Raw genomic sequence first — 23074 nt, 5'->3', positions numbered from 1 at the left:
TCCTTGCTGGTCTGTGCGACGTCCACCGAAGGTGGAGCGGTCGCAGGTGACCGGAGGACAACCCCTCGGGCGGGTGATCGGTTCCTTCGTCGCAGGTCTCGATCCTGCCTCCTGCATCACCCCCGACAGCGAAACGGGCTGAACGAGCTCGCGGCTCCGGCATTCATGGTGGCGATGGTCAGCCCGTTGGCGACTTCGACGTCATCATCCGTCTCCGGACAGGCATCGACGTCGGCGAGGCAACCGCTGTCGATAAAGGCCTGGTTCTGAGCGAGAAACCGGTCGGATACGCCTTCGCGTCCGACGTGATAGAGGATCTCGGTGAGCGCCTGGGCGTAGACGTCGCACTTCTTCCGCTGCCAATCCGACCGCTCTGCCGCCGTCGTGCCGGCCTCCTGCGCCAGTGCGAGCGTATCGGGAACTGCAATCGCGGCGACGACCGCTGTCGGCAGGGCCAGAGCGAGACCAAGCCGAATGATCGCCCCACCCATTCTCGTCTGGGCTGTCATCGCCCATATTCCGCAAAAATCGCCTTGCCGATCTCGGCAATCGCGGCGTCCCGCACCTTCAGCGGGTGCTTGCGCCCGTCCATGTAGATCGCAACGACGAGCGGCGGACCTTCAGGCGGTCGCAGGAGCGCGATCACGCCACGTGTCCCGTGGCCGCCCGCACCGCTACGATCGGCGATCGTCCAGCCCGCCGGCAGCTCCGCCCGCAACAATCCGCCGGCCACGGCATTCGCCGCCATCCAGGCTTCCAGCTGTTCGCGCGCTCCGGGCTCCAGCGCGCCATCGAGCAACAGGTGGCGCAGGGTTTCCGCCATGGCCTTCGGGGTCGTGGTATCGCGCGGATCGCCGGGTGTCGCCTGGTTGAGTTCGGGCTCGTACCGGTCGAGCCGGGTCGTGCCGTCGCCAATGCCTTTGAGAAACGTCGTGAGGGCAGGCGGCCCGCCGATCGCGGCGAGCACGGCATTGGCCGCGGCGTTGTCGCTGGTGCGCAGGGTGATTTCGCAGAGCTCCCGCGTCGGAAGACGTGTTCCCACGCGTTTTTCGGTCACCGGCGAATGCGGCCGCAGATCCGCCGTGGTGATGCGCGTCTCCTTGTCGAGGACGGCCTGGCCTCCAGAGAGGGCCGATGCGCAGGCAAGCGCCTTGAAGGTGCTGGCCATGGCGAAGCGTTCGTCTGCGCGGTAGGTCAGCGTCTTGCCGCCGCCGGTGTCGATGACCGCAAAGCCCACGCGCATGCCGAGCCGCGTCTCCACCGCTTGCGCCGCCGCCGTCACAGGGTCGGCCGCGTTCGCATGCTCGGGCGCGAGGCCTGTATTGAAGAGAAAGGCTGGAATGAGGAAAGCCGACAGTCTGGCGGCGAAGCGGAACGAAGCGATGGGGGGCGGGGTGGATGTCATGCGGGTCTCCCTGGTCAGCCTCCTCAAATCGAAGGCGAACAAGGCGAGAGCGAGGCGCGGGCGTTCCTATCCCGTCTTGCGTTCAGGGCAGACCCTTGCGTGAACGCAAAGCGCCATCGGTGATGGAGGGGCCCGAGCTTGGGGCCACGCTCATTCTTCCGGAATAATCTCGAGATGGCCCTTCAGCCGCTTCAGGCTGTCGCGCAGGCTTTCGATCTCGGCGACATCGCAACCGAGCTGGCTGCCGATCGTCGAAAAAACCTCTAGCGCCCGCACTTTCAAGGCCCGGCCTTCCTCTGTCAGCGTGATGAAAACCACGCGTTCGTCGGCAGCATCCCGCCGACGAGCGACATACTGGATCTGTTCGAGCCGCTTGAGGAGCGGCGACAGCGTGCCGGAATCGAGCCCGACCTTCTCTCCCAGCGCCTTCACCGAAAGGTCGTCCTCCTCCCACAGCGCCATCATCACCACATATTGCGGATAGGTGAGGCCGAGCGGCGAGAGCAGAGGCTTGTAGGCGCGCGTGAAAGCGTGTGCCGCGCCGTAGAGGGCAAAGCACAGCTGCTTGTCCAGCCTCAGTTCCTTTTCGAGTGTTTCGTCGGTCATGGCCCTTGATGAACCCCTTTCGGCATCTATTGTTTCCACAGTGGCCAAAACTGGCGCACATTTCAATGCGCAAAAAACAATTGCGCGCAAATCAATTGTGTACTATGTAGAGACTCACCAACCGCAAAACAAGGAGAACACCCTATGGCTATTCTTTACACCGCACATGGACATGCCACCGGCGGCCGCTCCGGTCATGGCGCCTCCGACAATGGCGTTCTCGATGTCACGCTGACCACGCCGAAGGAACTCGGCGGCGATGGCGCGACCGGCACCAATCCCGAGCAGCTCTTTGCTGTCGGCTATTCCGCCTGCTTCCTCGGCGCGCTGAAGGCCGTCGCCGGCAAGGAAAAGGTGAAGATCCCGGAAAACGCCAAGGTCCACGCCGAAGTCGGCATCGGCCCGCGCGAGGACGGCACTGGCTTCGGCATCGAAGTGAAGCTTTCGGTCGAGATCCCCGGCATGGAGCGTGAGCTGGCCGAGAAGCTGGTTGCCGCAGCCCATATCGTCTGCCCCTACAGCCACGCGATGCGCACCTCGACCGAAGTTCCGGTCACGGTTGTCTGATCGACTGGACCCTCGAGATCCACCGCCCGAAGGCCGGCCTCGCGCCGGCCTTTTTGCGTCAGCCGCGCAGCCGAAGATCCCGAAGGCCCGAACATGGTAAAGCCGGCGCCTGGCCGCCTCACGAAAACCTTTTGCCGGTTTCCCGCCAGCGAGAGGGGCCTATGCGGAAGCCCCGATGATGTCTGAACCTTGCTCGGCCGTCAGCGGTGGTCGGCCGCAGCAAAGTGCGCCATCTGATCGGCATGGGCTTTGATGAAGGCCGGTCTTGCGGTGGCTCGGGCGACATAGGCCTGGCAGGTGGGATAATCGCCAAGGCCACCGAGCCGCCCGACGAGCCGCAGCACATCCGCCATAGCGATGTCGGCGACGGAGAACGGGCCGGCAAGCCAGTCGCCGCTCGAAAGCACCGCCTCCATTCGCGAAAGCCGCGCGGAAAGGAACCCCACCAAGGCTTCCGGGATCCCGGCTTCCGGCTTGGAGAAGGACAGGATCGACCAGGGCAGGCTGGCCGCCTCGACGGAGTTGAGGGCGGCGAACAGCCATTCGGTCACCTTGGCCCGCCCGGCCGGGTCGCCCGGCATCAACCGGTGGCTCTGTGCACCCAGGTGCAGCAGGATCGCACCGGTCTCGAAGATGGACAGGTCTCCGTCGGTCAGCCAGGGAACCTGCGCAAAGGGCTGGTGCGCGAGATGCTCCGCTTCGCGTTGGCGAAAGGGGGTGCTGGCCACATTGTAGGACATGCCAGCTTCTTCGAGCGCCCAACGTATCCTGAGGTCGCGGACATAACCGCGCGGCAACTCCGGCACCCAGTCATAAGTCGTCAGCGTGATGTTCGTCATGAAGGTTCTTCCTGGCCGCTATTGAGTGGATGGAGGGATGTCGGGTCGATTGGAACTTTGCCGGGAAACCGGGCGAATTGGAGCCAAATCAGAGGCTCACCTCAATCAGCGCCTGACGCAGTATACCCGCGTCGCTCTGCATCCCGGCTTCGATTGCGGCATGCACGTCTCGCCAGATGGGTACGGCGCTCGACAGAGCCTCCATCCCCTCGGGCGTCAGACGCAGTCGCCTGCCGCGCCGGTCCTTCGGGTCCGGCTCGATCGACACCCAGCCGCGCGCCGAAAGCGGCTTCAGCGCTGCCGTCAGCGTAGTCCGGTCCATGGCCAGAAGTCTGGCAACAGGACCCATCGGTGGCGGTTCCGGCCGGTTCAGCGCCATCATCAAAGAGAATTGTTGGTTGGTCAGTCCTGCCGGCTTCAAGGCCGTATCGAAGCGGCGCGCAAGCGCCCGGGCGGCGCGCTGCGCATGCAGGCAAAGGCAGGTGTCTTTGACGTGAATGGTGGTGGAATAGGGAATCAGTGGCCCGTTTGACATGGACTAAATATGTTGATATCAACCTAAATGTCAAGAGGAGGAGGCCAAGATGAAACAATCGGTTGTTTCGCGGGAGGAGTGGCTGGAAGCCCGCAAGGCGCTGCTGGTGCAGGAGAAGGAACTCACCCGCCATCGTGATCGCGTCAATGCGGAGCGTCTCGCGTTGCCCTGGGTGCGGGTCGACAAGGACTACCGCTTCCAGACTCCGAAGGGGGAGATCCCGCTCGCCGATCTGTTCGAAGGTCGCAGCCAGCTGATGGTCTATCACTTCATGTTCGGTCCCGACTGGGAAGCCGGCTGCCCCGGCTGCTCCTTCTTCGCGGATCACATCGACGGAATGCTGCCGCATCTGAACAATCATGATGTCACCTTCGTCTGCGTCTCGCGGGCACCCCTCGACAAGATCGATGCCTACAAGCGCCGCATGAGCTGGCACTTCCCCTGGGTCTCGTCCTTCGGCAGCGAGTTCAACTACGATTTCCACGTCTCGTTCACGCCGGAACAGCTCGCCTCTGGCTCTGTCCTCTATAACTTCCGCGACACGCCGCGCGAGCGGGCGCATGACGAACTGCCCGGTCTCTCCGCCTTCTACAAGAATGAGAAGGGCGAGATCTTTCATACCTATTCGCAATATGCCCGCGGGGGCGAAGAGGCGCTCGGCACCTTGATGATCCTCGACCATGCACCGCTCGGTCGCAACGAGACCGGCACACTGAGTTTTGTCGAGCGCAAGGACGAATATGTCGCCAAACCGGTCGAAGCGGCCGGCTGCTGCCACTGAAGGAGGGCCGATCATGGAATTCCCCAAAGCCACCGAACATCACCGCGTCCTCGACCGCCTCGTCGGCGACTGGCTCTATGTCAGCTCGACCGGGCACGAGGGCTACGACCCCGAGGATCCGCTCAAGCGCTGGACCGAGAAGGTCCGCTCCGTCGGCGACTTCTGGGTCGTGTCGGAAGGGGAGGGCGGCATGGGCGACGGCACGCGCTCTTCCATGATCATGACGCTCGGCTACGATCCACGCCTCGGCCACTATGTCGGCACCTGGGTCGGCTCGATGATGGACAAGCTCTGGGTCTACAAGGGTTGGCTGGAAGATGACGGCCAGACGCTCGTGCTCGAGGCCGAGGGGCCGAGCATGGAGGACCCATCGCGAAGCGAGATTTATCGCGATGTCATCCATTTCATCGATGATGACACGAGAACCTTCTCCGGTAGCGTCAGAAAGCCGGATGGCAGCTTCCACACATTCATGACGAGCGAATCCAAACGCGTCGGTTGACGCCGCGAAATTTGAACAGAGAGGGATTGCGCATGCACGGCACATTCATCTGGCACGAACTCATGACGCCGGACCCGGCTGCGGCCAAGGCCTTTTACGGTCCGCTGCTCGGCTGGGAACCCACCGATATGCCGATGGAAGGCTTCACTTACACTTCGTTCGCGGTGCCCGGATTTCCCTTCGGCGTTGCCGGCATGATGGGGCTGACCGAGGAGATGAAGGGGCAGGGCATCCCGCCCAACTGGACCGGCTACATCGCCGTCGATGACGTCGACAAAACGGCAGCGGACTATCAGAGCGATGGCGGTGTGATCTGCCGTCCCCCGGAAGATATCCCCGGCGTTGGCCGGTTCGCCGTCGTTGCAGATCCGCAAGGCGCCGTCGTCTGCATCATGACCCCGATGATGGAAGACAGAAGCACCGGCACCTGGCCCACGCCCGGCAGCACCGGCACCGTCGGCTGGAACGAGTTGATGGCCGGCGATTGGGAGAAGGTCTGGAACTTCTACGCCGCGCGCTTCGGTTGGGAAAAGGACATGGCCGTCGACATGGATGCCATGGGGATCTACCAGACCTTCAAGTTGGGCGACCGTGGCATTGGCGGCATGATGACCAAGCGGCCGGAAATGCCCATGCCCTATTGGGGCTTCTACTTCATCGTGCCTGCCATCGATTCTGCGATCGAGAAGGTGAAGTCGCTCGGCGGCCAGATCCTGATGGGTCCCCACCAGGTTCCCGGCGGCTCATGGATCGCCGCCTGCCAGGATCCGCAAGGCGCCTATTTCAACCTGACCGCAGCCACGAAATGACGCGCAAAGGCCGGAGTGGCACACTGCCGCTCCGGCCTTTGTCGAATTCTGTTGTGTCGGTCGCGTGCGCTGGCCTCAGCCGCGCTTCACGGCCTTTTTCACGGCGCGCTTCTTCGGAGGGGGCGCGCTCTCGGCTTCGGTCGCCTCGCGCTGCATGCGGAGCGCCTTCAAAGCCTCGGTCTTGCGTTCGCGGGCCGTTGCTTCTGCTGCGATCAGCGAGCGCGCAACGCTGTCGGTTGTCGCAGCCTTGTCCTGCGGCGAAACCTTCTCCGGCTTGAAGAATGTGTCTTTGGTAGCGGTCATGTCCGGGGCCTTCCTGCAGCCTGGCTGCCTGTCTCGGCATGGGGTGAGGTCCGTCGGCCTGGTCGAATGACTGAGGCCGATGACCGAGGAAAGGCCGGTGGCCTTCCTCCTGGTCGGACATCCGCGCGCCCGAGGGCGCACGGAGGAGGTCGGATCAGCGTGCGCCGCGAACGGCAGCCTTCTTCGGAGCAGGAAGCAGGCCTTCGCGCTGCATCTTCTTGCGCGCGAGCTTGCGCTGGCGGCGAATGGCTTCAGCCTTTTCGCGTACGCGCTTTTCCGACGGCTTTTCGAAGGCGCTGCGAGCCTTCATTTCGCGAAAGAGACCTTCGCGCTGCATCTTCTTCTTCAGTACGCGGAGCGCCTGGTCGACATTGTTGTCACGAACGAGAACTTGCACGGTCGTTTTCCTTTCCGGGCGTGGAGCCCGATTGATCTGGTGTTGCGAAAAAGGGGATACTGCAGGCTAACGCGCCACGCCCCGGCGAAGATCCCGAAAAAATCGGGTTTGGCCCATCGCATACAGGAGTTGCGTCAGGCCAACAATAAAAAAGGCCGGGCGAAACCCGACCTTCCATCGCCACTCAGCCCCCTCTGCGGTACGTCCGTGATCAGCGGGGCGAGCGACAAATTCTTAAGCGGCGCGCAGGTTGTCGGCCGAGCTCTTGCCCGAACGCTTGTCCTGAACGATGTCGTAGCCGATCTTCTGGCCTTCGACGAGATCGCGCATGCCGGCGCGCTGAACGGCAGAGATGTGGACAAACACATCGGCAGAGCCTTCATCCGGCTGAATGAAGCCAAAACCCTTGGTGCTATTGAACCACTTTACGGTACCTGTGTTCATAACGATTTCCTTTCAATCGTTGGGCGTGCCGCCGAGACATTCGACGGCTGGTATATCGACGTTGAAGGAAATCTGGCGTGCGCCGGGGCGCGTAGACAAAGTCGCTCGCAATCTTCGATGGCGGCAATATAGAGGCTCGGTCGCTGTGACGCAAGAATAAATGGCAAATGCGCCGCTTGGCCGCCTGCCGATAAGGCATTTCAGGCGTCAACGAGCTGATTTCATTGGCTGAACCCCGCAAAACTCCAATGGGAAAACAGCTTGCGCGGGCTGTTGTACACGGCTGTTCGACCATCCTCAAAGACATTTTCTGGCGCTGCCCGCTCTTCGCCTAGAGCGTTCCGATTCCACGCAAAAACAGTACGACATTCTCGATGGCTGCTTGCTAGGAGATAGCGCACGGCCCTGGCCCCGCGCTTGGCGCCGGCTCACTTTCCCATCCATGAACGGGCTCATTCGATGAACAAGTTTCTTGCCGCCACCGCAATCCTTCTGATCACGACGACCACCGCATTTGCCGGCAGCTTCACCTTTCCGGCCGACGAACCGGCCGCGACGGTCGAAATCCCTGATGACTGGCAGCCGACCGAAACCGACTACGGCATCGAAGGCAATTCGCCCGACGCCGGCACCTACATCTCCTTCGATATTGCCGGCGCCGAAGACATGGACCAGGTCATGACCGATGTCTTCGCCTTTCTGGAAGAGAATGGTGTGACGGCTGACCCGGCCAGTCAGAAGGAATCGACGGACCAGCTGAACGGCATGTCGTTCCAGACCATCGACTGGAAGGGCACCGACAAGGACGGCCCCGTTGCGATTGGCGTCGGCATCATCGGCCTCTCGGACGAAAAGATCGCCATCGTCACCTATTGGGCTTCGACCGAAACCGAAGCGGAGAACCTGCCGGAAGTCGGCAAGATCCTCGCGACGCTGCAGCCGGCCGAATAAGATCGGGCAAAGCCGATAACTGGAAGACGCGATTGCGCCCCGTGCCGCAACCGGCCGGGGCGTTTATTGTGGCAGCTCTCACTGGATCGCGGATCGGCGAAATGCCGCAGCCGGTCTCGCCTCAGAGTTCCATGGCGACAAGCCGGCCGCGATCTGCTAGTAGGACAAACCCGTCCATGGGAGGGCGGGCATAGTTCTAAGCCACGAAAGCCAGCCGACCATGACCATTGCTGTGGGCCTCTCCTTCGGATGCCCCGTGTCGCGCGCCCCGATCATGGGCGTATCCAGCCTCTCCGCCATCTTCCCCGATCATGAAAACCTTTCGGAGGCCGGCCTGTGAGCGCTGCATTCGATTACCGTGACGATCAGAACCCCGAAGACGAGACGCCCGATGCCAAGGCCTGGCTGAAGATCGTCAATGCCTATCGCAAGCCGAACCTGACGCGTTCGAGCGTCGAGCTCGCAATCACCCTCGTTCCCTTCCTGGCTCTCTGGGCCGGTGCCTGGGCGAGCTTCCACTTCGACTTCTGGCCGGGGCTCGTCCTGGTTCTTCCGGCCGGGGCCTTCCTGTTGCGCCTCTTCATCATCCAGCACGATTGCGGCCACGGCGCCTTCTTCGCCCGCCGCTCGATCGACGACTGGACCGGCCGCCTCCTGGGCGTGCTGACCTATACGCCTTACGACTACTGGCGCCGGGCGCATGCCGAGCATCATGCGACTGCCGGCAATCTCGAGGAACGCGGCGTCGGTGATATCACCACGCTGACAGTCGCCGAATACCGCGCGCTGTCTCCGATGGGTCGGCTCGGCTATCGCCTCTATCGCAATCCGATCGTGCTCTTCGGCATCGGCCCGATCTGGGTCTTCCTGTTGAAGCAGCGTCTTCCCTTCGGCATGATGAAGGATGGGGCTCTGCCCTGGGTCTCGACCATGGCGACGAATGCCGGCATGGTCGCAGTCGCCGCGCTGATGATCTGGCTCGCCGGCCTCGATACCTTCCTCGTCGTGCATCTACCGATCGTGCTGATCGCTGGCGCCCTTGGCATCTGGCTCTTCTATGTCCAGCACCAGTTCGAAGACACCCACTGGTCGAACCCTCCGGAATGGCAGTTCCAGCACGCGGCGCTCCACGGCGCCTCGCATTACGACCTGCCCTGGGGCCTGCGCTGGCTGACCGGCCATATCGGCGTGCACCACGTGCATCACCTGTCGAGCAAGATCCCCTTCTACCGCCTGCCGGAAGTTCTGCGCGATCACCCGGAACTGAAGACGATCAGCCGCATCACGCTGAAGGAAAGCTTCGCCTGCGTGAAGCTCGTTCTCTGGGACGAAGCGCGCGGTCGGCTTGTGTCGTTCCGCGAGGCCCGTCGTTTGGCCGTGGTCTGATACAGGTTATCTCCGGAAGGACTTCAATCACTCTGACGCCCGTCGCTCCAACAAGCGGCGGGCGTATTTTTTTCGGGTCCCAGGGCGCGGGCTCAGACGGCCTTGCCGGTCTCCCACCCCGCCACCCAGAGCTTGCGCAGCCTGTCCCCCTCGCGACGGAAGTGGTCGCCTGTCGCACGGCAGGCACTGACCCGGTCCACGCGGAAGTTACGGATGCCGTTCCGCGATTCGCACCACCCGACAACGACCTCGGCTTCCGCATAATGGATCACTGCGATCGGCCGGATCCGCCGCGTCGTCTCGTCCCGCTGTTCGTTTACATAGTCGATGTCGAGCTTCTCCTCGTCGCGGATCGCCCGCCGGATCATCGAGAAGTCGATTGCCTCTGGTGGTTCCGCCACGCGCCCCCAGGCATAGAGCGAGCGCGACACGATCGCGTCCCTGAGCGGCCCCGGTACCGCAGCCGCGATCTTGTCCAGCACGCGGCCGGAGGCTTCGCGTAGCTCGCGGTCCGCCGTGCGTTTGGTCAGCGCCATGCCGAGCACGATCGCCTCGGTCTCCTCAGGCGTGAACATCAGCGGCGGCAGGTGAAAGCCGGGCCTGAGGATATAGCCGATGCCGCGCTCGCCCTCGATCGGCACCCGCATCGCCTGAAGGGCGGCGATATCCCGGTAGATCGACCGCTCACTCACCTCCAGCCGCTCCGCCATCTGCTGTGCCGTTATCGGGTGGGCCGCAAGCCGCAGAATCTGGATGATCTCGAACAGCCGGGAAGCCTTGCGCATGGGAGATCCCTCGTCACAACTGACACAACTCTGTCAGTTGGTCCTCTGTATAGCACGCCACAACACGCTGAAAATCCGGCGCAAACCTCGATTGGTGATCCACCGTACGCGACAGGCAACTGACATGACTTATGCCGAAAACTTCTGGCTCTTCACGCTTTTGCTCGCGGGCATCATCGTCGTACCCGGCATGGACATGATCTTCGTGATCGCCAACGGCCTGACCGGTGGTCGCCGCGCAGGCATCGCCGCCACCTCCGGCATCATGCTCGGCGGCGCCTTTCACACCCTCTTCGGCACTGTCGCCGTGACAGCGCTCTCGACCTTGGTGCCGCAACTTGCCGGCCCCATGTTGGTCATCGGCTCCGGCTATATGATCTGGATCGGCTATACGCTGGCGAAAAGCGCCATCGTCATCGACGGCATCGAAGCGTCAAAGCTGCACAGAACGGCCCGCATCTTTGCCCAGGGCCTGATCACCTGCCTGCTCAATCCGAAAGCCTGGCTCTTCATCCTCGCCGTCTATCCGCAGTTCATGCGCCCCGAATACGGGCCCTTCTGGCGTCAGGCCCTAGCCATGGGCGCGCTCACCCTTTTGCTGCAGGGGCTGGTTTACGGCGGACTGGCGATCGCTGCGTCGAAGGGACGGGATGCACTGGTCTCAAGGCCTGAGATCACCATCTGGATTGGCCGCGCCGCCGGCTGGCTGCTGGTGGCGATCGCAGCGCTGATGTTGCTCGAGGGGTGGCGCAGTTGGTGAGATGCCGGGGAGCGGGACAGGGAGCTTACAATCCCACCGCTTTGCGCAAGGCCTCGTTGATCCGCGACTGCCAGCCCTCGCCACCCGCCTTGAACCGATCGATCACCTCCTGGTCGAGCCGAATGCTGATCGCCTGTTTCGGATTGTCGGATTTCGGTCGGCCCGCAAGCTTACGGTCGATAGAGGCGGCCAAATCCGGAAACACCTCGCGGAAAGGGCGAAACTCCTTTAGCTCCTCGGGGGTGACTTCGGGATTGTCGGGATCAGAGGCAATCATCGCCTGGATCTCAGCTTCCTCTTCGTCAGTCAGCGGCCTCTTGGAAGAAAATTTCCCGCTCATATTAGGCTCCTTTCCTGCCTGCTGGCTGGCCGCATAGAGATGATCGACAGCGCTTCGCGACCCAGCGGCATATAGATCACCGCAACAACGATACGATCGTTCAATTCGCCGATCGCGATAGTTCGACCCGATTTAGCCGGCCGGATACTGGCGGCAGCAAAGAAACTCCCGTCAAGCTCGGCAAAGTCGAGCCCGTGTTTTGCCAGATTCCGCTGCCGCTTCGGTTCATCCCAGACGATCACCATAGTTTATGTATATACGGAAATTCCGCAAGCCGGCATCCTGCCTTTTGAGGGGAATCCCGCTCAGCCCCGCTGTGGCAGCAGGATCACCGCCGCCCCGACGAGGCAGATCGCAGCACCCGTGAGGTCGAACCGATCCGGCCTCTGCCCCTCGATCAGCCAGAGCCAGCAAAGCGAGGCCCCGATATAGACCCCGCCATAGGCGGCATAGGCGCGCCCGGCTGCATCCGAGGGCACCAACGTCAGCAGCCAGGCGAAGAGCGCGAGCGAGAAGAGGCCGGGTACGAGCCATAGGCTCGAGCGGTCGAGCTTCAGCCAGGCCCAAAAGGCGAAGCATCCGGTGATTTCGGCAATGGCTGCGAGAGGATAGATGATCAGGGTCATGGCGCCGATCCTGCCATGTGTGGCAGATCGGCGAAAGGGCAGGCCGGCTTCAGCCCGATCTGCCCTGCAGGTTCAGCACATGGCAGACCCGAGGCAAGAGGTCCGCTTCCTTGGGGAAACAGACGAAGAAGCCCTGCACGCTGTCGAAGCCGAGCTGCACGGCGCTTTCCATCTGGTCCTCGTTTTCGATACCGGCGGCCGTCACGATCAGGCCGAGGTCGTGTCCGAGCGCGATGACATGGCGCACGATCGCCTTGTCCACCGGATTGGTGAGCGCACTGCGCATCAGCGCGTGGTCGATCTTCAGACGGCGGAAGGTGTGGTTTCTCAGCGCTGAGAGCCCGGCATGGGTGGCGCCAAAATTGTCCATGGCGAGCGCGAAGCCGCAATAATGCAATGCCTCGAGCGCAAGGCTGACCGATTTGGCAAGCGGTCCATAGAAAGCCGGCTCCGCCACCTCGATTTCCAGCATGTCGGGCGTCAGGCCGAAATCCTGCACCATGTCGGTGAGGCGCAGTGCAAAATCCCCGGCACAGAGGTCAAAAGCCGTGGCATTGACGCTGATCCGACCGAAATCATGCCCCTCCGCCCGCCAGCGGGCGGCCTGGCGCAGCGTGGTCGAAAGCACGAAATCTCGGAGCGAGAGCGACAGCATCGGATCGCGGAAAACGGAGCGGAAATCCTGCGCGGCCGCCAGTCGGTCCGGCCCCATGCGCCAACGCAGCAAGGTCTCGACGCTGTCCACTTCGCGCTGATCGACGGAATAGATGGGTTGATAGGTGAGCTCGAAGCGACCGCGTTCCAGCGCGCGCTTTGCATTGTTGACCAGAACGATGTGATCCAGACTGCTGTCCAAACTCGACCCCATGAACCCACGGGCTTTTGCCCGCGAATTGTATCACCTCACAGCATATATCAGGGATAGTTGCCCGGAGGTGAACAAAAACGCGGCCGAAACGCCGAGCTTTCGTCACTCAGTTCTTGTGCCGCGCTCAAAAAACGCGTGTGAACACCCGGCCACGATGCGCCGGTAAATCGCTACGCCCTTCGCCTTTGCCTTCTCAGGCGACGAGGGTCTGCGCGATCTTGAACCGCTCGGTGGTTTCGCCGGACTTGTCGCTCGGTTTTTCGAAGTGATGCACGAAGATCTCGACGGCTTCCAAAAGGCTCGTCGTCGCCATGAAGCGCTTCCGATGCGTTGTCTGATAGGGCTTGGCAATCTCGCCCAGCATGATCGCGATGTTGCGTTTCGGATCCTTTAGCTCGGCTTCGGGAAAGCCGGTGCCGACGCCACCGTTCTGGTTCAGCTGAAAAAGCCCGAAACTGCGTTCGCCATTCAGATTTTCCGCAGCCGGATTCAATCCCGATTCGGCGATCGCATTGGCAATCGCGGCAATCTGCTGGATCGCGCCGAAACCCGCCGCGGCGAAGCTCTCCGCGATCAGGCTCGCGATCGACCGGCGCGAGGCCGGGATCTTGGGGGAGTTGAAGTTGATGCCCGCGACAGGCAGGGCAGGGCCGAAGCCTTCAACGGCCCTGGCGATCCGTTTCTCCACCTCTTGGCGCACATGCCCGCGGCTCGCCTCCAGAGCGGCCTGGACTTGCGCCGCGACGAGGCCGAGAGACGTCCGGCCATCCGTGGCGAGGAGCGGCTTGTCACGACCTTCGAGATTGGCGGGGTCGATCTTTTCCGCCTCGGCCGCCTGCCGCGCTTCTGACAGGATCTTGTTGAGGTCGGTCCCGGGTGTCATGATGGCGCGCGTGGCAGCGCCCGTCCCGAGCACCTGGGCGAGCAGCAGTTCTGCCATGCTCGGCTGCCGCGAAAGCGTCTCGGCGAGCGCTCTCTGGCGAGTCGAGGCCATCCCCGCAAACACCAGGATCTGGGCGCGCCATTGGGTAATGTCCTCTCGTGAAAACGCAATCTTCCACTCGGGCTGAACCGCATTGAGCGCCCACTCGGCTTGCGAGAAGCCGATCGGCCCGAAGATCGTGCCGTCCTCGTTGGTGCGTCCGGAGACATTGCTCCGCAGCTGTACGACCGCCATCAGATAGAAGGCGTTGATATCGAAGACGCCAGCGAGGTCGACACATTCCCAGGCCACTTCTTCGCGGCTGAGCGAGCCCAGTTCATCGGATGCCTTGTTGATCGCGTCGTCGGTGACCCAGCCTTCCTGGCCACTCCCCTTGGTCCGGATCATGGTCCAGGGAAGTCCGCTCTTGTCATCCAGCACATCGACGCGCGTGCCCCTCTCGACCGTCGTTTTGACTGTGCCTCCGGCCGTCTCCCGGAGTGTGCGGTCTTCATTCATGATGGCCATGGCCTTGTCCTCCCGATGGCTGTCAGTCTGCGGGTCGCAGGGATTTCTGTCCCGCGTCGAAGGCGTCCTTGATGCCACGCTCGGCACAGGTCTTTCCGCCGATGGTCGCGGCTGCATTGCTGAGCATCACCACCTCGGCGCTGGAAGGGCCGGTGGTATCGAAGTCGGCGCGGAGTGCCCCTCGTCCCTCCAGAAACTGCCGGATGGCGAGGTCCGACTCGCGGCCCGCTTTCCCATCGCTCGGGACGCAGACCAGCGTCTGGATACGCTCCAACCTTTCCGGGGTAATCGCGTCGCTGAACCGCCGGAATTCGGGTTGTGTTTTTTGCGCCGGCAGCGGCTTGGTCGCATCCTTCGGCTCTTGTAGCGCTGCGGCCACCTCGGGATTGCGTTCGCTTCCGACCTTCACGCCGATGCTTCCGCCGCCGGGCGCGCGGACCGGTACGGCGGTCGCGGCCCCCACATGTTCGACGAGCGAGGCCTCGATGGTCGCAGGCAGGCAGAGGTCCAGATAACCGCGGATATAGCCATAGGCCTCGGCCGGTCCGTCTATCGCCAATTGCTCCTCGGCAACACCGTCGCGATAGGCGCGCGACAGCTTTGCCACGAAGGACTTCGTCGTTGCCGGTGGCAACTGGTAGAGATAGGTGCCGCTGACGATGTCTGTCAGGCTGGAGGCGAGCCCGAAGGCCTGTGCCACCACCGCCATCGACAGCTGGGACGCCTTGGTGGCGAAGAGGATGGCATTGGTCGTCTGCCCGCCCACCGAAAGCGTGGAGCGGATCGCATCCTTGCGCCGATTGAGCTTGAACAATCGATCGAAATAGGCTGAGCAGGCATCATCGACATAGTTGAAGCCGGCGAGCGTCACGTCATACCATCCGAACGCGGCATCGCCGTAACCGGCATCCCTGCGAAGCCCGTCGAGGACACCTTTGCGGTTGATGCTGGCCGCTTCGACGCTCGGGCCGTGCAGCACGGGCGCGATGCCGTCTGCCAGGTCGACCGCACCGTTGCAGCCGGTCAGCCCCAGCGAAAAGAACAAAAATATCCAAGGCGCGCGCGGTCGCGTGACCGCTCGAGAATGAGCCATCATGTCCCCCAGGCACAGACCGCAGCCTGCATCCCATCACGCTCATCCTGATGATGAGCACCACCTGAGATGGAGAATACATGAAGTTGCACGCAAGTAAACAATGCGTGCATTGATGGGGAATGATTAACTTAAAGTTGTGTCAGCGTGCAGCAACCAACAGCTGGCGGAAACCGGCCAGTCTGCTCGCCTTACCGTCTCAGACTGCCGAGTATTCCGCGCACCAGCGCCCGCCCCACCGAGGTCGCGACAGACCGGGCCGCACTCTTCATCGCCGCCTCGATCACCGTCTCGCGCTGATATCCGGAGCTGCGTTTGGTCGTCGTGCGTCCGGAGGATGTCTCCTTCGGTTCGTCGCCGAAGCCGGGCAGCGTCCAGCGGCCGGCAGCGCCGTCGCCGCCTTCCGCCTTTTCCTCGGCCGCCCGCTTCGCCGCTTCGGAGTCTGCCGCCTTCTTGGCGCGCGCCATCAGGATCTCGTAGGCCGATTCCGAATCGAGATCGACATCGTATTGCCCGGCGACCGGCGAGAGGTTCATCACCTTCTGCCGTGTCGCATCGTCGATCGGCCCGACCTTGCCCGATGGCGGACGGATCAGCGTGCGCTCGACCATGGAGGGAATGCCCTTCGCCTCCAGCGTCGAGACCAGCGCCTCGCCGATGCCGAGCTGGGTAATGGTGTCAGCACAGTCAAAAGCCGGGTTCGGCCGGAAGGTATCCGCCGCCGTCTTCACTGCCTTCTGCTCCCTCGGCGTATAGGCGCGCAGCGCATGCTGTACCCGGTTGCCGAGCTGAGCGAGCACGGTTTCCGGCACATCGAGAGGGTTCTGCGTGACGAAATAGACGCCGACGCCCTTGGAGCGGATCAGCCGCACCACCTGTTCCACACGCTCGATCAGCACTTTTGGCGCATCATTGAAGAGAAGGTGGGCCTCGTCGAAGAAAAAGACCAGCTTCGGCTTGTCGAGGTCGCCCACCTCCGGCAGTTCCTCGAAAAGCTCCGAGAGCAGCCACAAGAGGAAGGTCGCGTAAAGCCGCGGGTTCATCATCAGCTTGTCGGCAGCCAGGATCGAAATCGCGCCGCGCCCGTCATTGGTCGTGCGCATGATGTCGGTAACTTTGAGCGCCGGCTCGCCGAAGAAATTCTCCGCCCCCTGCTGCTCGAGGATCAGGAGCCCGCGTTGCAGCGTCGCGATAGACGCCTTGGAGATCAACCCGAACTGGCTGGAAAGTTCGGTCGCATGCTCGGCCATATAGGTCAAAAGCGCCTGCAGATCCTTGAGATCCATCAGCGGCAGACCGCCCTCGTCGGCGATCTTGAAGGCAATGTTGAGTGCGCCTTCCTGGGCCTCGGAAGCATTCATCAGGCGCGAGAGAAGCAGCGGCCCCATTTCGGCCACCGTGGTGCGCACCCTGTGCCCCTTCTCGCCGTAGAGATCCCAGAAGATCACGGGGAATTCGGCCGGCGCATAATCGGTGAAACCGATCTGCTCGGCGCGCTGGGTGATCCAGTCTTTCGGCTCGCCCATGGCGGCAATGCCGGAGAGGTCGCCCTTGATGTCGGAGGCAAAGACCGGCACGCCGGCCTCGGAGAAGCTTTCGGCCAGTACCTGCAGGGTGACGGTCTTGCCCGTACCCGTCGCCCCGGTCACGATGCCGTGGCGGTTGCCGTATTTCAGCGCCAGATATTCGGCCTTGTTCAGGCTGTCGTCCGGATTGCGGCTGGTGCCGAGATAGAGCGAACCTTCTTGCAGCATGCGGACGTGTCTCCCCTTCGTCATCAGGACTTCAGCTTGCTCTTATAGGAGCAGTGTGAGACATCGACAACGGTCGGATGTCTCGCCATGATGATGCGTCTCGGCTGCGGGAACGTCCGGCGGTCGGCGCCTCCGGTTTCCGGCAATTCCGCCGGCTCGGCTCCTCTGACGCTTGAGTTCGGAAACGACATCCATTACGTTGACGTTAACGTCAAAGAACACCTCAGGAGGACTTCGAGAATGAGCGAAATCGTCACCCGCATCGCCGACAGTGTCGGCATTTCCCCCGACAAGGCCGAAACCGCACTCGGCATGATGCTCGGCTTCCTGCAGCGCGAAGCAGCAGACGGCCCGGTCGCCCGCATGATCGAAGCGATCCCCGGTGCCGCTGAACTCGTCGCCAAGCACAATGGCGAAGGCGCCGGCGGCGGCGGCCTGCTCGGCGGCCTGATGAGCGCCATCGGCGGCGGCGGCATCATGGGCCTCGGCCAGCAGCTGATGTCGCAAGGCCTCGGCATGGGTGAGATCTCCACGCTGGCCAAGGAAACCATGGCCGTCGCCCGCGAATACGCCGGCGCCGACGTGGTCGACGAAGTCGTCGCCTCGGTCCCGGGCCTCAGCCAGTTCGTCTGAGACGAATTGCCGTCAGAAAATTCGCCTTCAACCGCCGGGTGCAGATCCGGCGGTTTTTTTACGGCCTTCCGTCAAGGGCCATTGTTCCCTGCATGGAACATCTGGCGACCCCGAGCCGCGCGGGCCGGGAAAAGTGGCGGGACCCCAAGTCCGCACCCCTCAAAAATGAGGGTCGCCTTGCTTTCCAGGCCCTGTGAGATTTTTCGAATTCAACCTTTTTTGGGTCTATCGCATCGATTTCCCGTTTAACGTTCGTCATTTGTGGCAAAACACGCCCCGCCATTTAGCAGGCGTTAACATAACGCAGGTTTGATTGAGGCATGTATTCACGCCTGGGGGCAAACATGCTGTCGAACTACCTGAACGCGAACAAGCTTGCCGATGACATGAAGGCGCTTTCCACGGCGCAGGCGATGATCTCGTTCAAGCCGGATGGAACCATTCTCGACGCCAACGAGAACTTCCTGAAGACCCTCGGCTACAGTCTCGAGGAGATCGTCGGCAAACATCACCGCATCTTCTGCGAGGAGGCGATCCGCAATTCTCCCGATTATCAGCGCTTCTGGTCAGAGCTTGCGGCCGGTCGTTTCCAGAGCGGCCAGTTCCGCCGGCAGAGCAAGGCTGGCGACGATGTCTGGATCGAGGCGACCTATAATCCGGTCTTCAGCGGCGGCCGTGTGGTGCGCATCCTGAAGATCGCCTCCGACATTACGGCCAGCAAGATCGCCTCCCTGCATGATGGCAACCGGCTGCGCGCAATCGACCAGTCCCAGGCGATCATCGAGTTCGAGGTGGATGGCACCATCGTCCAGGCCAACGAGAATTTCCTGAAAGCCATGGGCTACGATCATGCCGAGATCGTCGGCAAGCATCATCGCATGTTCTGCGATCCGGCCTATGGTGAGACCACCGAATATGCCCAGTTCTGGGAACGCCTGCGCGCCGGCGAATTCATCGCCTCCAACTTCGTGCGTTACGGCAAGGGCGGTCGCGAGGTCTGGATCCAGGCGGCCTACACGCCGGTCTTCAATTCCCGCGGCAAGGTCTACAAGGTGATCAAGGTGGCCACCGACATCAGCCCGCGCATGCGCGCCGTCAAGATCATAGGCCAGGCCATCAAGCGCCTTGCGGATGGCGATCTCACCGTCCGCCTGACCGAGCCGCTTGATCCGGTTCTGGAGAACACCCGGATCGACGTCAACACCGCCGCCGAGGCGCTTGACCAGACCATGACCGGCATCGTGCGCGCCGCCCAGGCCCTGTCGGAAAACGCAGCCGTCATCAGCGAAGTGTCGAACAGCATCGCTGCCAACGGCGAACGCCAGGCCGCGACCGTCGAGGAAACAGCGGCAGCCCTCGAAGAAATCAACCGTACGGTCAAGGACACGACCACCCGGACGCTTGCCACCACCCGTCTCGTCAGCGAGACCCGCGCCAATGCCGAAGCTTCCGGCACCGTCGTCACCCAGGCGACGACGGCCATGGACGAGATCGCCGGCTCATCGCGCGAGATCGAAAACATCATCGGCGTGATCGACGAGATCGCCTTCCAGACCAACCTATTGGCGCTCAATGCCGGCGTCGAGGCCGCAAGGGCTGGCGAAGCGGGCAAGGGTTTTGCGGTCGTCGCCCAGGAAGTGCGTGAACTCGCCCAGCGTTCGGCAAGTGCTGCCAAGGACATCAAGGGCCTGATCGCCAAGTCGGCGGAAGCCGTGCGCCATGGTGTGGCCCTCGTCGACAAGACCGGCCACGCTCTGGAATCGATCGTCAACCAGGTCCAGGAAATCGACGGCAATGTCGACGCGATCTCGCTCTCGGCCCGCGACCAGGCGCAAGGGATCGGCGAGATCAACGGCTCGATCAACATGCTCGACAAGGTGACGCAACAGAGTGCGGCGACCGTCGAAGAGGCAAGTGCTGCCGCCAATTCCCTCGCCGACGGCGCAAGAGACCTCTACGCCCTCGTCTCCCGCTTCCAGACCTCGGCGCTCAAGCCCGGCCAGATGCAGCATGCGGTGGGCAGGGCGGCCTGAGGGGGCGGGAAGCTTCTCCTTTTAGGCTGGATGAACTTCATGCGGCGTGGCGATCGCCACCCGCGACGGGGCAATCCTGAAATCCCTCGGCAGCATGCGGTGATGCGCCATCACCATCTGGCAGGCGCTGCGCGCGTCCTGCCGCAGATCGTGATGGATGACGAAGGTCAGCTGTCCCTCAGCCAGCAGCGCGCGATTGTCGGCATCGAGGTCGTGGGCGGCAAAGACGTCGATCCGGCGCTTGTCTTCGGCAAAGGCCCTGAGGATCGCCCGGTTGCCACCGCCGATCGAATAGACCGCGCGGATGTCGGCATCGGCTGCGAGTGCTGCCTTCACCAGCTGTTCGGTGGTGCGGTCCACACCAAACCCTTCGGAGATCGTCACCGCCCCCAGCTGCGGCGCATCCCGTTGCAGTGCATCGAGAAAGCCGCGCTCGCGCTCCTCCTCGCCGGAAAAACGGGCGCTGGACAAGGTCACGAGAACTTTGCCATCGGCGGTTCCCGCCATGCGGGCGAGCAGATAGGCCGCCGTCGAGCCCGCCACCCGGTTGTCCATGCCGACATAACCTTGGCGCACGGGGAGGGGCAGGTCGGTCACGAACGTCACCACGGGAATGCCGCTCGCCATCAGGTCCCCCGCCATCTCCGCAATCGCCGGTGTCGAGGGCACTTTCAACACCACGCCGTGACTGCCGCGCCGGCGAATGCGCGTAAGGATGGCGAGCAGATCCCGTTCCGCCATGGTCTCGGCCACATGGAAGCGGGCCGACAGCGACGCCGGCCGCATGCCCGGCAGTTCCGCCTCGAAGGCGGCGCGCACGGCGTTCGAAAAACGCTGCGGCGTCTCCATGACGACGTCGATCACCAACCTCCTGCCCCCGATTTGCACCTCTTGATATTGCCGCTCCAGCTCGGCGATCGCCGCTTCGATGCGTAAGCCTGTCGCCTTCGCCACATGCCTGCGCCCATGCAGTGCCCGATCAACGGTGGCGAGGCTGAGACCCGATTGCAGGGCGATCTCCTTGAGCGGAAAGGGCGGGCGCATGGCATGAGCCTTCAGGTCTGATTGAGGTGTTTTTGAGGTGTCTGGCCGCTCATGTCTCGCCCGCCTCTTGGCTATGGTCAAGCGGCAAGAGGATTTCGGGAGGATATCATGGACCAGAGGACATTGACCGGCCGCCGCCGTGACAAGGTCTGGCTCGACAGCCAGGCCGGCGACGTCGGGGCATTCCGAACGCTTGTTGGACAGAAGACCAATCCCGCCGACTGGCCCTTCGCCATCGGTGTCGAGAAGAACGTGCTGATCTATGACGGATCGAGAGTCCGCGAGCTCGCAGGCGAACCCGATGCCCGCCTCGAGCTGATGGCCGAATGGGTCGATGCCTTCTCGACCGGCCCCGGCGTCATCGTCATCAAGAACGCGATTGCCGACCTGTCTGTCGTCGACCGCGCGACGGAGGTCTTCAACGCCATCGTCCAGGCCGAGAAGGAAGGCGGCAAGGCAGCCGCCGACCATTTCGCCAAACCCGGCGCCAATGACCGCATCTGGAATTCGCTGCAGAAACACGCACTCACCGACCCCGACAATTTCGCCCGCTATTACGCCTCGGACGCCATTGCCATGGCTTCTGAAGCCTGGCTCGGCCGGGGCTATCAGATGACGGCCCAGATGAACCGGGTAAACCCCGGCGGCAAGGCGCAGGTCCCGCACCGCGACTACCACCTCGGCTTCATGTCGCCCACGCAGATGCAGGCCTATCCGGGCCATATCCATGCGGTATCGCCGCTTCTCACCCTGCAGGGGGCGGTCGCCCATTGTGACATGCCGGTCGAAAGCGGCCCGACGCTCTTCCTGCCCTATTCGCAATCCTTCTTCGAAGGTTACCTCGCCTTCGGTCGGCCGGAATTCCAGGCGGTGTTCGCCGAGCACCATGTGCAGCTGCCCCTGTCGAAAGGCGATGCCGTCTTCTTCAATCCGGCCCTGATGCATGGCGCCGGCAACAATGTGTCGGCCGACATCTGGCGGATGGCGAACCTGCTGCAGGTCTCCTCCGCCTTCGGCCGCGCCATGGAAAGCATCGACCGGGACGCCATGTGCAAGGCGGTCTACCCGGCACTTCTCGCCGCCCGGAAGGCAGGCAGGCTGACCTCGGCCGAGATCGCCAATGCCATGGCCGCAACCGCCGAAGGCTACGCCTTCCCGACCAATCTCGACAGCGATCCGCCGGCAGGCGGGCTTGCGCCGAAGACGCAGAATACCATGATGGCGGAAGCGCTGCAGGCGGGGATGGAGCCTGAGGCCTTCGCAGCGCTGATCGACACACAGGCTGCCAAGCGCAGGGCATGAGGAAGACCATGGGAAGACTGGATGGAAAGATCGCCGTCGTCACCGGCGGCACGCAGGGGCTCGGCGCGGAAGTTGCCCGGCTGTTTGCCGAGCGCGGGGCAGCGGGCCTCGTTATCTGCGGCCGCAGCCGCGACAAGGGCGAGGCCAAGGCGCGTGAGATCACGGAGCGCTACGGCACCCCGGTGCATTTCGTCGCCGCCGATCTCGGTGAGGTCGCCGACTGCCGCCGGGTCATTGCAGCCGCCGACGAAAAATTCGGCCGCATCGACGCATTGGTCAATGTCGCCGCCATCACCGACCGCGGCACGATCCTCGATACCGACGAGGCATTGTTCGACCGCATGTTCGCGATCAACACCCGCGCGCCCTTCTTCCTCATCCAGGATGCGGTGAAGCTGATGCTGCGCGACGGTGTCGAAGGCACCATTGTCAACATATCTTCAATGTCTGCAATGGCCGGACAGCCCTTCATCGCCGCCTATTGCGCGTCCAAGGGTGCGCTCGACACGCTGACGCGCAATGTCGCCTTCGGCTTGCTGAAAAACCGCATCCGCTGCAATGCACTGAACATCGGCTGGATGGCGAGCGATGGAGAGGATCGCATCCAGCGCGAACATCACGGCGCGCCGGCGGACTGGCTGAAGGAAGCCGCCGCCCGCCAGCCCTTCGGCCGCCTCGTCGACCCGGCCGAGGTCGCCCGCGCCTGCGCCTATCTGTCGTCGGAGGAAAGCGGTCTGATGACCGGCGCCACGATCAATTTCGACCAGTCGATCTGGGGTGCCTATGAGGACAGCCCGCATCCGAAGGAAAAAATGACGCTATGAGGGGAGGCGAGGGAGGTCGGGGCACCCCCGACCCGGT

28 protein-coding genes are annotated in these 23074 nt (G+C 62.8%); 11 read left to right on the top strand and 17 right to left on the bottom strand.

Annotation, left to right across the window (positions count from 1 at the left end; genetic code table 11):
* Positions 1–116: 116 nt before the first annotated feature.
* From E9677_RS15750 to E9677_RS15740, 3 genes are all read right to left on the bottom strand, one after another.
* Positions 117–509: a hypothetical protein gene (locus E9677_RS15750; RefSeq protein WP_136558993.1), complete on the bottom strand. Its 393-nt coding sequence runs from the start codon at positions 507–509 to the stop codon at positions 117–119.
* The gene (bla, locus tag E9677_RS15745; protein WP_136558992.1) at positions 506–1405 is read right to left on the bottom strand and encodes a class A beta-lactamase; all 900 of its coding nucleotides are present in this window, start codon (positions 1403–1405) and stop codon (positions 506–508) included. The genes E9677_RS15750 and bla overlap by 4 nt, the downstream gene beginning before the upstream one ends.
* Positions 1406–1555: 150 nt before the next feature.
* Positions 1556–2011 (bottom strand): MarR family winged helix-turn-helix transcriptional regulator, encoded by a 456-nt coding sequence (locus tag E9677_RS15740; protein ID WP_136558991.1) that lies wholly within the window; start codon positions 2009–2011, stop codon positions 1556–1558.
* Between the two features lie 144 nt (positions 2012–2155).
* On the opposite strand from E9677_RS15740, the gene E9677_RS15735 reads away from it, so the two are divergent.
* The gene (locus E9677_RS15735) at positions 2156–2578 is read left to right on the top strand and encodes an organic hydroperoxide resistance protein (protein WP_136558990.1); all 423 of its coding nucleotides are present in this window, start codon (positions 2156–2158) and stop codon (positions 2576–2578) included.
* Between the two features lie 200 nt (positions 2579–2778).
* Here E9677_RS15735 and E9677_RS15730 read toward each other — a convergent pair whose 3' ends face one another.
* On the bottom strand, positions 2779–3417 hold the full coding sequence (locus E9677_RS15730; RefSeq protein WP_136558989.1) for a glutathione S-transferase family protein: 639 nt from the start codon (positions 3415–3417) through the stop codon (positions 2779–2781).
* A gap of 88 nt (positions 3418–3505) precedes the next feature.
* Entirely contained in the window at positions 3506–3952 is a 447-nt protein-coding gene (locus E9677_RS15725) for a MarR family winged helix-turn-helix transcriptional regulator (RefSeq protein WP_136558988.1), read from the bottom strand.
* A gap of 49 nt (positions 3953–4001) precedes the next feature.
* Between E9677_RS15725 and E9677_RS15720 the strand changes: the two genes are divergently transcribed.
* Genes E9677_RS15720 through E9677_RS15710 form a run of 3 tightly spaced genes read left to right on the top strand, consistent with a single transcriptional unit; the run spans position 4002 to position 6044 of the window.
* Positions 4002–4733, top strand: coding sequence for a DUF899 domain-containing protein (locus E9677_RS15720; protein ID WP_136558987.1), 732 nt, complete (start codon positions 4002–4004; stop codon positions 4731–4733).
* 13 nt (positions 4734–4746) lie between these two features.
* A complete protein-coding gene (locus E9677_RS15715) occupies positions 4747–5235 on the top strand; it encodes a DUF1579 domain-containing protein (RefSeq protein WP_136558986.1) in 489 nt (162 codons plus the stop codon).
* 32 nt (positions 5236–5267) lie between these two features.
* Positions 5268–6044 carry a VOC family protein gene (locus E9677_RS15710; protein WP_136558985.1) on the top strand — a complete coding sequence of 259 codons (777 nt, stop codon included), beginning with the start codon at positions 5268–5270 and terminating at the stop codon, positions 6042–6044.
* A 75-nt stretch (positions 6045–6119) separates the two neighbouring features.
* On the opposite strand, the gene E9677_RS15705 is transcribed toward E9677_RS15710, so the two are convergent.
* From E9677_RS15705 to E9677_RS15695, 3 genes are all read right to left on the bottom strand, one after another.
* Entirely contained in the window at positions 6120–6347 is a 228-nt protein-coding gene (locus E9677_RS15705) for a hypothetical protein (RefSeq protein WP_136558984.1), read from the bottom strand.
* 154 nt (positions 6348–6501) lie between these two features.
* On the bottom strand, positions 6502–6744 hold the full coding sequence (rpsU, locus tag E9677_RS15700) for a 30S ribosomal protein S21 (protein ID WP_102021643.1): 243 nt from the start codon (positions 6742–6744) through the stop codon (positions 6502–6504).
* Positions 6745–6978: 234 nt separating this feature from the next.
* On the bottom strand, positions 6979–7188 hold the full coding sequence (locus E9677_RS15695; RefSeq protein WP_006727165.1) for a cold-shock protein: 210 nt from the start codon (positions 7186–7188) through the stop codon (positions 6979–6981).
* Between the two features lie 459 nt (positions 7189–7647).
* Here E9677_RS15695 and E9677_RS15690 point away from each other — a divergent pair, with 459 nt between their 5' ends.
* Both E9677_RS15690 and E9677_RS15685 read left to right on the top strand, forming a co-directional pair.
* Entirely contained in the window at positions 7648–8139 is a 492-nt protein-coding gene (locus tag E9677_RS15690) for a histidine kinase (protein ID WP_136558983.1), read from the top strand.
* A 336-nt stretch (positions 8140–8475) separates the two neighbouring features.
* Positions 8476–9525: a fatty acid desaturase gene (locus E9677_RS15685; RefSeq protein WP_136558982.1), complete on the top strand. Its 1050-nt coding sequence runs from the start codon at positions 8476–8478 to the stop codon at positions 9523–9525.
* A gap of 92 nt (positions 9526–9617) precedes the next feature.
* Here E9677_RS15685 and E9677_RS15680 read toward each other — a convergent pair whose 3' ends face one another.
* Positions 9618–10310, bottom strand: a complete 693-nt coding sequence (locus tag E9677_RS15680) for a helix-turn-helix transcriptional regulator (protein ID WP_136558981.1) — start codon at positions 10308–10310, stop codon at positions 9618–9620.
* A gap of 124 nt (positions 10311–10434) precedes the next feature.
* Here E9677_RS15680 and E9677_RS15675 point away from each other — a divergent pair, with 124 nt between their 5' ends.
* On the top strand, positions 10435–11070 hold the full coding sequence (locus E9677_RS15675; RefSeq protein ID WP_136558980.1) for a LysE family translocator: 636 nt from the start codon (positions 10435–10437) through the stop codon (positions 11068–11070).
* A gap of 25 nt (positions 11071–11095) precedes the next feature.
* Here E9677_RS15675 and E9677_RS15670 read toward each other — a convergent pair whose 3' ends face one another.
* The 7 genes from E9677_RS15670 to E9677_RS15640 form a co-directional block, all read right to left on the bottom strand.
* Positions 11096–11410, bottom strand: a complete 315-nt coding sequence (locus tag E9677_RS15670) for a BrnA antitoxin family protein (RefSeq protein WP_136558979.1) — start codon at positions 11408–11410, stop codon at positions 11096–11098.
* A complete protein-coding gene (locus E9677_RS15665; RefSeq protein ID WP_136558978.1) occupies positions 11407–11655 on the bottom strand; it encodes a BrnT family toxin in 249 nt (82 codons plus the stop codon). The genes E9677_RS15670 and E9677_RS15665 overlap by 4 nt, the downstream gene beginning before the upstream one ends.
* Positions 11656–11715: 60 nt before the next feature.
* On the bottom strand, positions 11716–12036 hold the full coding sequence (locus E9677_RS15660) for a YnfA family protein (protein WP_136558977.1): 321 nt from the start codon (positions 12034–12036) through the stop codon (positions 11716–11718).
* A gap of 49 nt (positions 12037–12085) precedes the next feature.
* Positions 12086–12892 carry an EAL domain-containing protein gene (locus E9677_RS15655; RefSeq protein ID WP_235882972.1) on the bottom strand — a complete coding sequence of 269 codons (807 nt, stop codon included), beginning with the start codon at positions 12890–12892 and terminating at the stop codon, positions 12086–12088.
* Positions 12893–13097: 205 nt separating this feature from the next.
* Positions 13098–14354: a phage tail tip lysozyme gene (locus tag E9677_RS15650; RefSeq protein WP_136558975.1), complete on the bottom strand. Its 1257-nt coding sequence runs from the start codon at positions 14352–14354 to the stop codon at positions 13098–13100.
* Positions 14355–14376: 22 nt separating this feature from the next.
* Positions 14377–15399, bottom strand: coding sequence for a hypothetical protein (locus tag E9677_RS15645; protein ID WP_136558974.1), 1023 nt, complete (start codon positions 15397–15399; stop codon positions 14377–14379).
* Positions 15400–15638: 239 nt separating this feature from the next.
* Positions 15639–17201, bottom strand: a complete 1563-nt coding sequence (locus E9677_RS15640; protein ID WP_136558973.1) for a helicase HerA-like C-terminal domain-containing protein — start codon at positions 17199–17201, stop codon at positions 15639–15641.
* Positions 17202–17441: 240 nt separating this feature from the next.
* Between E9677_RS15640 and E9677_RS15635 the strand changes: the two genes are divergently transcribed.
* Positions 17442–17834, top strand: a complete 393-nt coding sequence (locus E9677_RS15635; RefSeq protein ID WP_136558972.1) for a DUF937 domain-containing protein — start codon at positions 17442–17444, stop codon at positions 17832–17834.
* 320 nt (positions 17835–18154) lie between these two features.
* On the top strand, positions 18155–19867 hold the full coding sequence (locus E9677_RS15630; RefSeq protein WP_328591165.1) for a methyl-accepting chemotaxis protein: 1713 nt from the start codon (positions 18155–18157) through the stop codon (positions 19865–19867).
* A 21-nt stretch (positions 19868–19888) separates the two neighbouring features.
* On the opposite strand, the gene E9677_RS15625 is transcribed toward E9677_RS15630, so the two are convergent.
* A complete protein-coding gene (locus E9677_RS15625) occupies positions 19889–20911 on the bottom strand; it encodes a LacI family DNA-binding transcriptional regulator (RefSeq protein WP_136558971.1) in 1023 nt (340 codons plus the stop codon).
* A 108-nt stretch (positions 20912–21019) separates the two neighbouring features.
* On the opposite strand from E9677_RS15625, the gene E9677_RS15620 reads away from it, so the two are divergent.
* Positions 21020–22213 carry a phytanoyl-CoA dioxygenase family protein gene (locus E9677_RS15620; protein ID WP_136558970.1) on the top strand — a complete coding sequence of 398 codons (1194 nt, stop codon included), beginning with the start codon at positions 21020–21022 and terminating at the stop codon, positions 22211–22213.
* An 8-nt stretch (positions 22214–22221) separates the two neighbouring features.
* Entirely contained in the window at positions 22222–23037 is an 816-nt protein-coding gene (locus E9677_RS15615) for an SDR family oxidoreductase (RefSeq protein WP_136558969.1), read from the top strand.
* Positions 23038–23074 lie beyond the last annotated feature (37 nt).

Origin of the sequence: Peteryoungia rhizophila, from assembly GCF_004912145.1 — a bacterium.
GTDB lineage: Bacteria > Pseudomonadota > Alphaproteobacteria > Rhizobiales > Rhizobiaceae > Allorhizobium > Allorhizobium rhizophilum.
The sequence above is the reverse complement of the archived record's forward strand: the minus strand, read 5'-3'. Positions and strand labels throughout refer to the sequence as shown.

What these genes read in the sequence shown, in the direction of transcription:
- E9677_RS15730 (WP_136558989.1), bottom strand. Translation starts at nt 3,417, where the DNA reads ATGACGAACATCACGCTGACGACTTATGACTGGGTGCCGGAGTTGCCG.
- E9677_RS15620 (WP_136558970.1), top strand. Translation starts at nt 21,020, where the DNA reads ATGGACCAGAGGACATTGACCGGCCGCCGCCGTGACAAGGTCTGGCTC.
- E9677_RS15625 (WP_136558971.1), bottom strand. Translation starts at nt 20,911, where the DNA reads ATGCGCCCGCCCTTTCCGCTCAAGGAGATCGCCCTGCAATCGGGTCTC.
- E9677_RS15710 (WP_136558985.1), top strand. Translation starts at nt 5,268, where the DNA reads ATGCACGGCACATTCATCTGGCACGAACTCATGACGCCGGACCCGGCT.
- E9677_RS15670 (WP_136558979.1), bottom strand. Translation starts at nt 11,410, where the DNA reads ATGAGCGGGAAATTTTCTTCCAAGAGGCCGCTGACTGACGAAGAGGAA.
- E9677_RS15720 (WP_136558987.1), top strand. Translation starts at nt 4,002, where the DNA reads ATGAAACAATCGGTTGTTTCGCGGGAGGAGTGGCTGGAAGCCCGCAAG.
- E9677_RS15680 (WP_136558981.1), bottom strand. Translation starts at nt 10,310, where the DNA reads ATGCGCAAGGCTTCCCGGCTGTTCGAGATCATCCAGATTCTGCGGCTT.
- E9677_RS15690 (WP_136558983.1), top strand. Translation starts at nt 7,648, where the DNA reads ATGAACAAGTTTCTTGCCGCCACCGCAATCCTTCTGATCACGACGACC.
- E9677_RS15725 (WP_136558988.1), bottom strand. Translation starts at nt 3,952, where the DNA reads ATGTCAAACGGGCCACTGATTCCCTATTCCACCACCATTCACGTCAAA.
- E9677_RS15640 (WP_136558973.1), bottom strand. Translation starts at nt 17,201, where the DNA reads ATGCTGCAAGAAGGTTCGCTCTATCTCGGCACCAGCCGCAATCCGGAC.
- E9677_RS15695 (WP_006727165.1), bottom strand. Translation starts at nt 7,188, where the DNA reads ATGAACACAGGTACCGTAAAGTGGTTCAATAGCACCAAGGGTTTTGGC.
- E9677_RS15705 (WP_136558984.1), bottom strand. Translation starts at nt 6,347, where the DNA reads ATGACCGCTACCAAAGACACATTCTTCAAGCCGGAGAAGGTTTCGCCG.
- E9677_RS15660 (WP_136558977.1), bottom strand. Translation starts at nt 12,036, where the DNA reads ATGACCCTGATCATCTATCCTCTCGCAGCCATTGCCGAAATCACCGGA.
- E9677_RS15715 (WP_136558986.1), top strand. Translation starts at nt 4,747, where the DNA reads ATGGAATTCCCCAAAGCCACCGAACATCACCGCGTCCTCGACCGCCTC.
- E9677_RS15615 (WP_136558969.1), top strand. Translation starts at nt 22,222, where the DNA reads ATGGGAAGACTGGATGGAAAGATCGCCGTCGTCACCGGCGGCACGCAG.
- E9677_RS15750 (WP_136558993.1), bottom strand. Translation starts at nt 509, where the DNA reads ATGACAGCCCAGACGAGAATGGGTGGGGCGATCATTCGGCTTGGTCTC.
- E9677_RS15635 (WP_136558972.1), top strand. Translation starts at nt 17,442, where the DNA reads ATGAGCGAAATCGTCACCCGCATCGCCGACAGTGTCGGCATTTCCCCC.
- bla (WP_136558992.1), bottom strand. Translation starts at nt 1,405, where the DNA reads ATGACATCCACCCCGCCCCCCATCGCTTCGTTCCGCTTCGCCGCCAGA.
- E9677_RS15735 (WP_136558990.1), top strand. Translation starts at nt 2,156, where the DNA reads ATGGCTATTCTTTACACCGCACATGGACATGCCACCGGCGGCCGCTCC.
- E9677_RS15740 (WP_136558991.1), bottom strand. Translation starts at nt 2,011, where the DNA reads ATGACCGACGAAACACTCGAAAAGGAACTGAGGCTGGACAAGCAGCTG.
- E9677_RS15650 (WP_136558975.1), bottom strand. Translation starts at nt 14,354, where the DNA reads ATGGCCATCATGAATGAAGACCGCACACTCCGGGAGACGGCCGGAGGC.
- E9677_RS15665 (WP_136558978.1), bottom strand. Translation starts at nt 11,655, where the DNA reads ATGGTGATCGTCTGGGATGAACCGAAGCGGCAGCGGAATCTGGCAAAA.
- E9677_RS15675 (WP_136558980.1), top strand. Translation starts at nt 10,435, where the DNA reads ATGACTTATGCCGAAAACTTCTGGCTCTTCACGCTTTTGCTCGCGGGC.
- E9677_RS15630 (WP_328591165.1), top strand. Translation starts at nt 18,155, where the DNA reads ATGTATTCACGCCTGGGGGCAAACATGCTGTCGAACTACCTGAACGCG.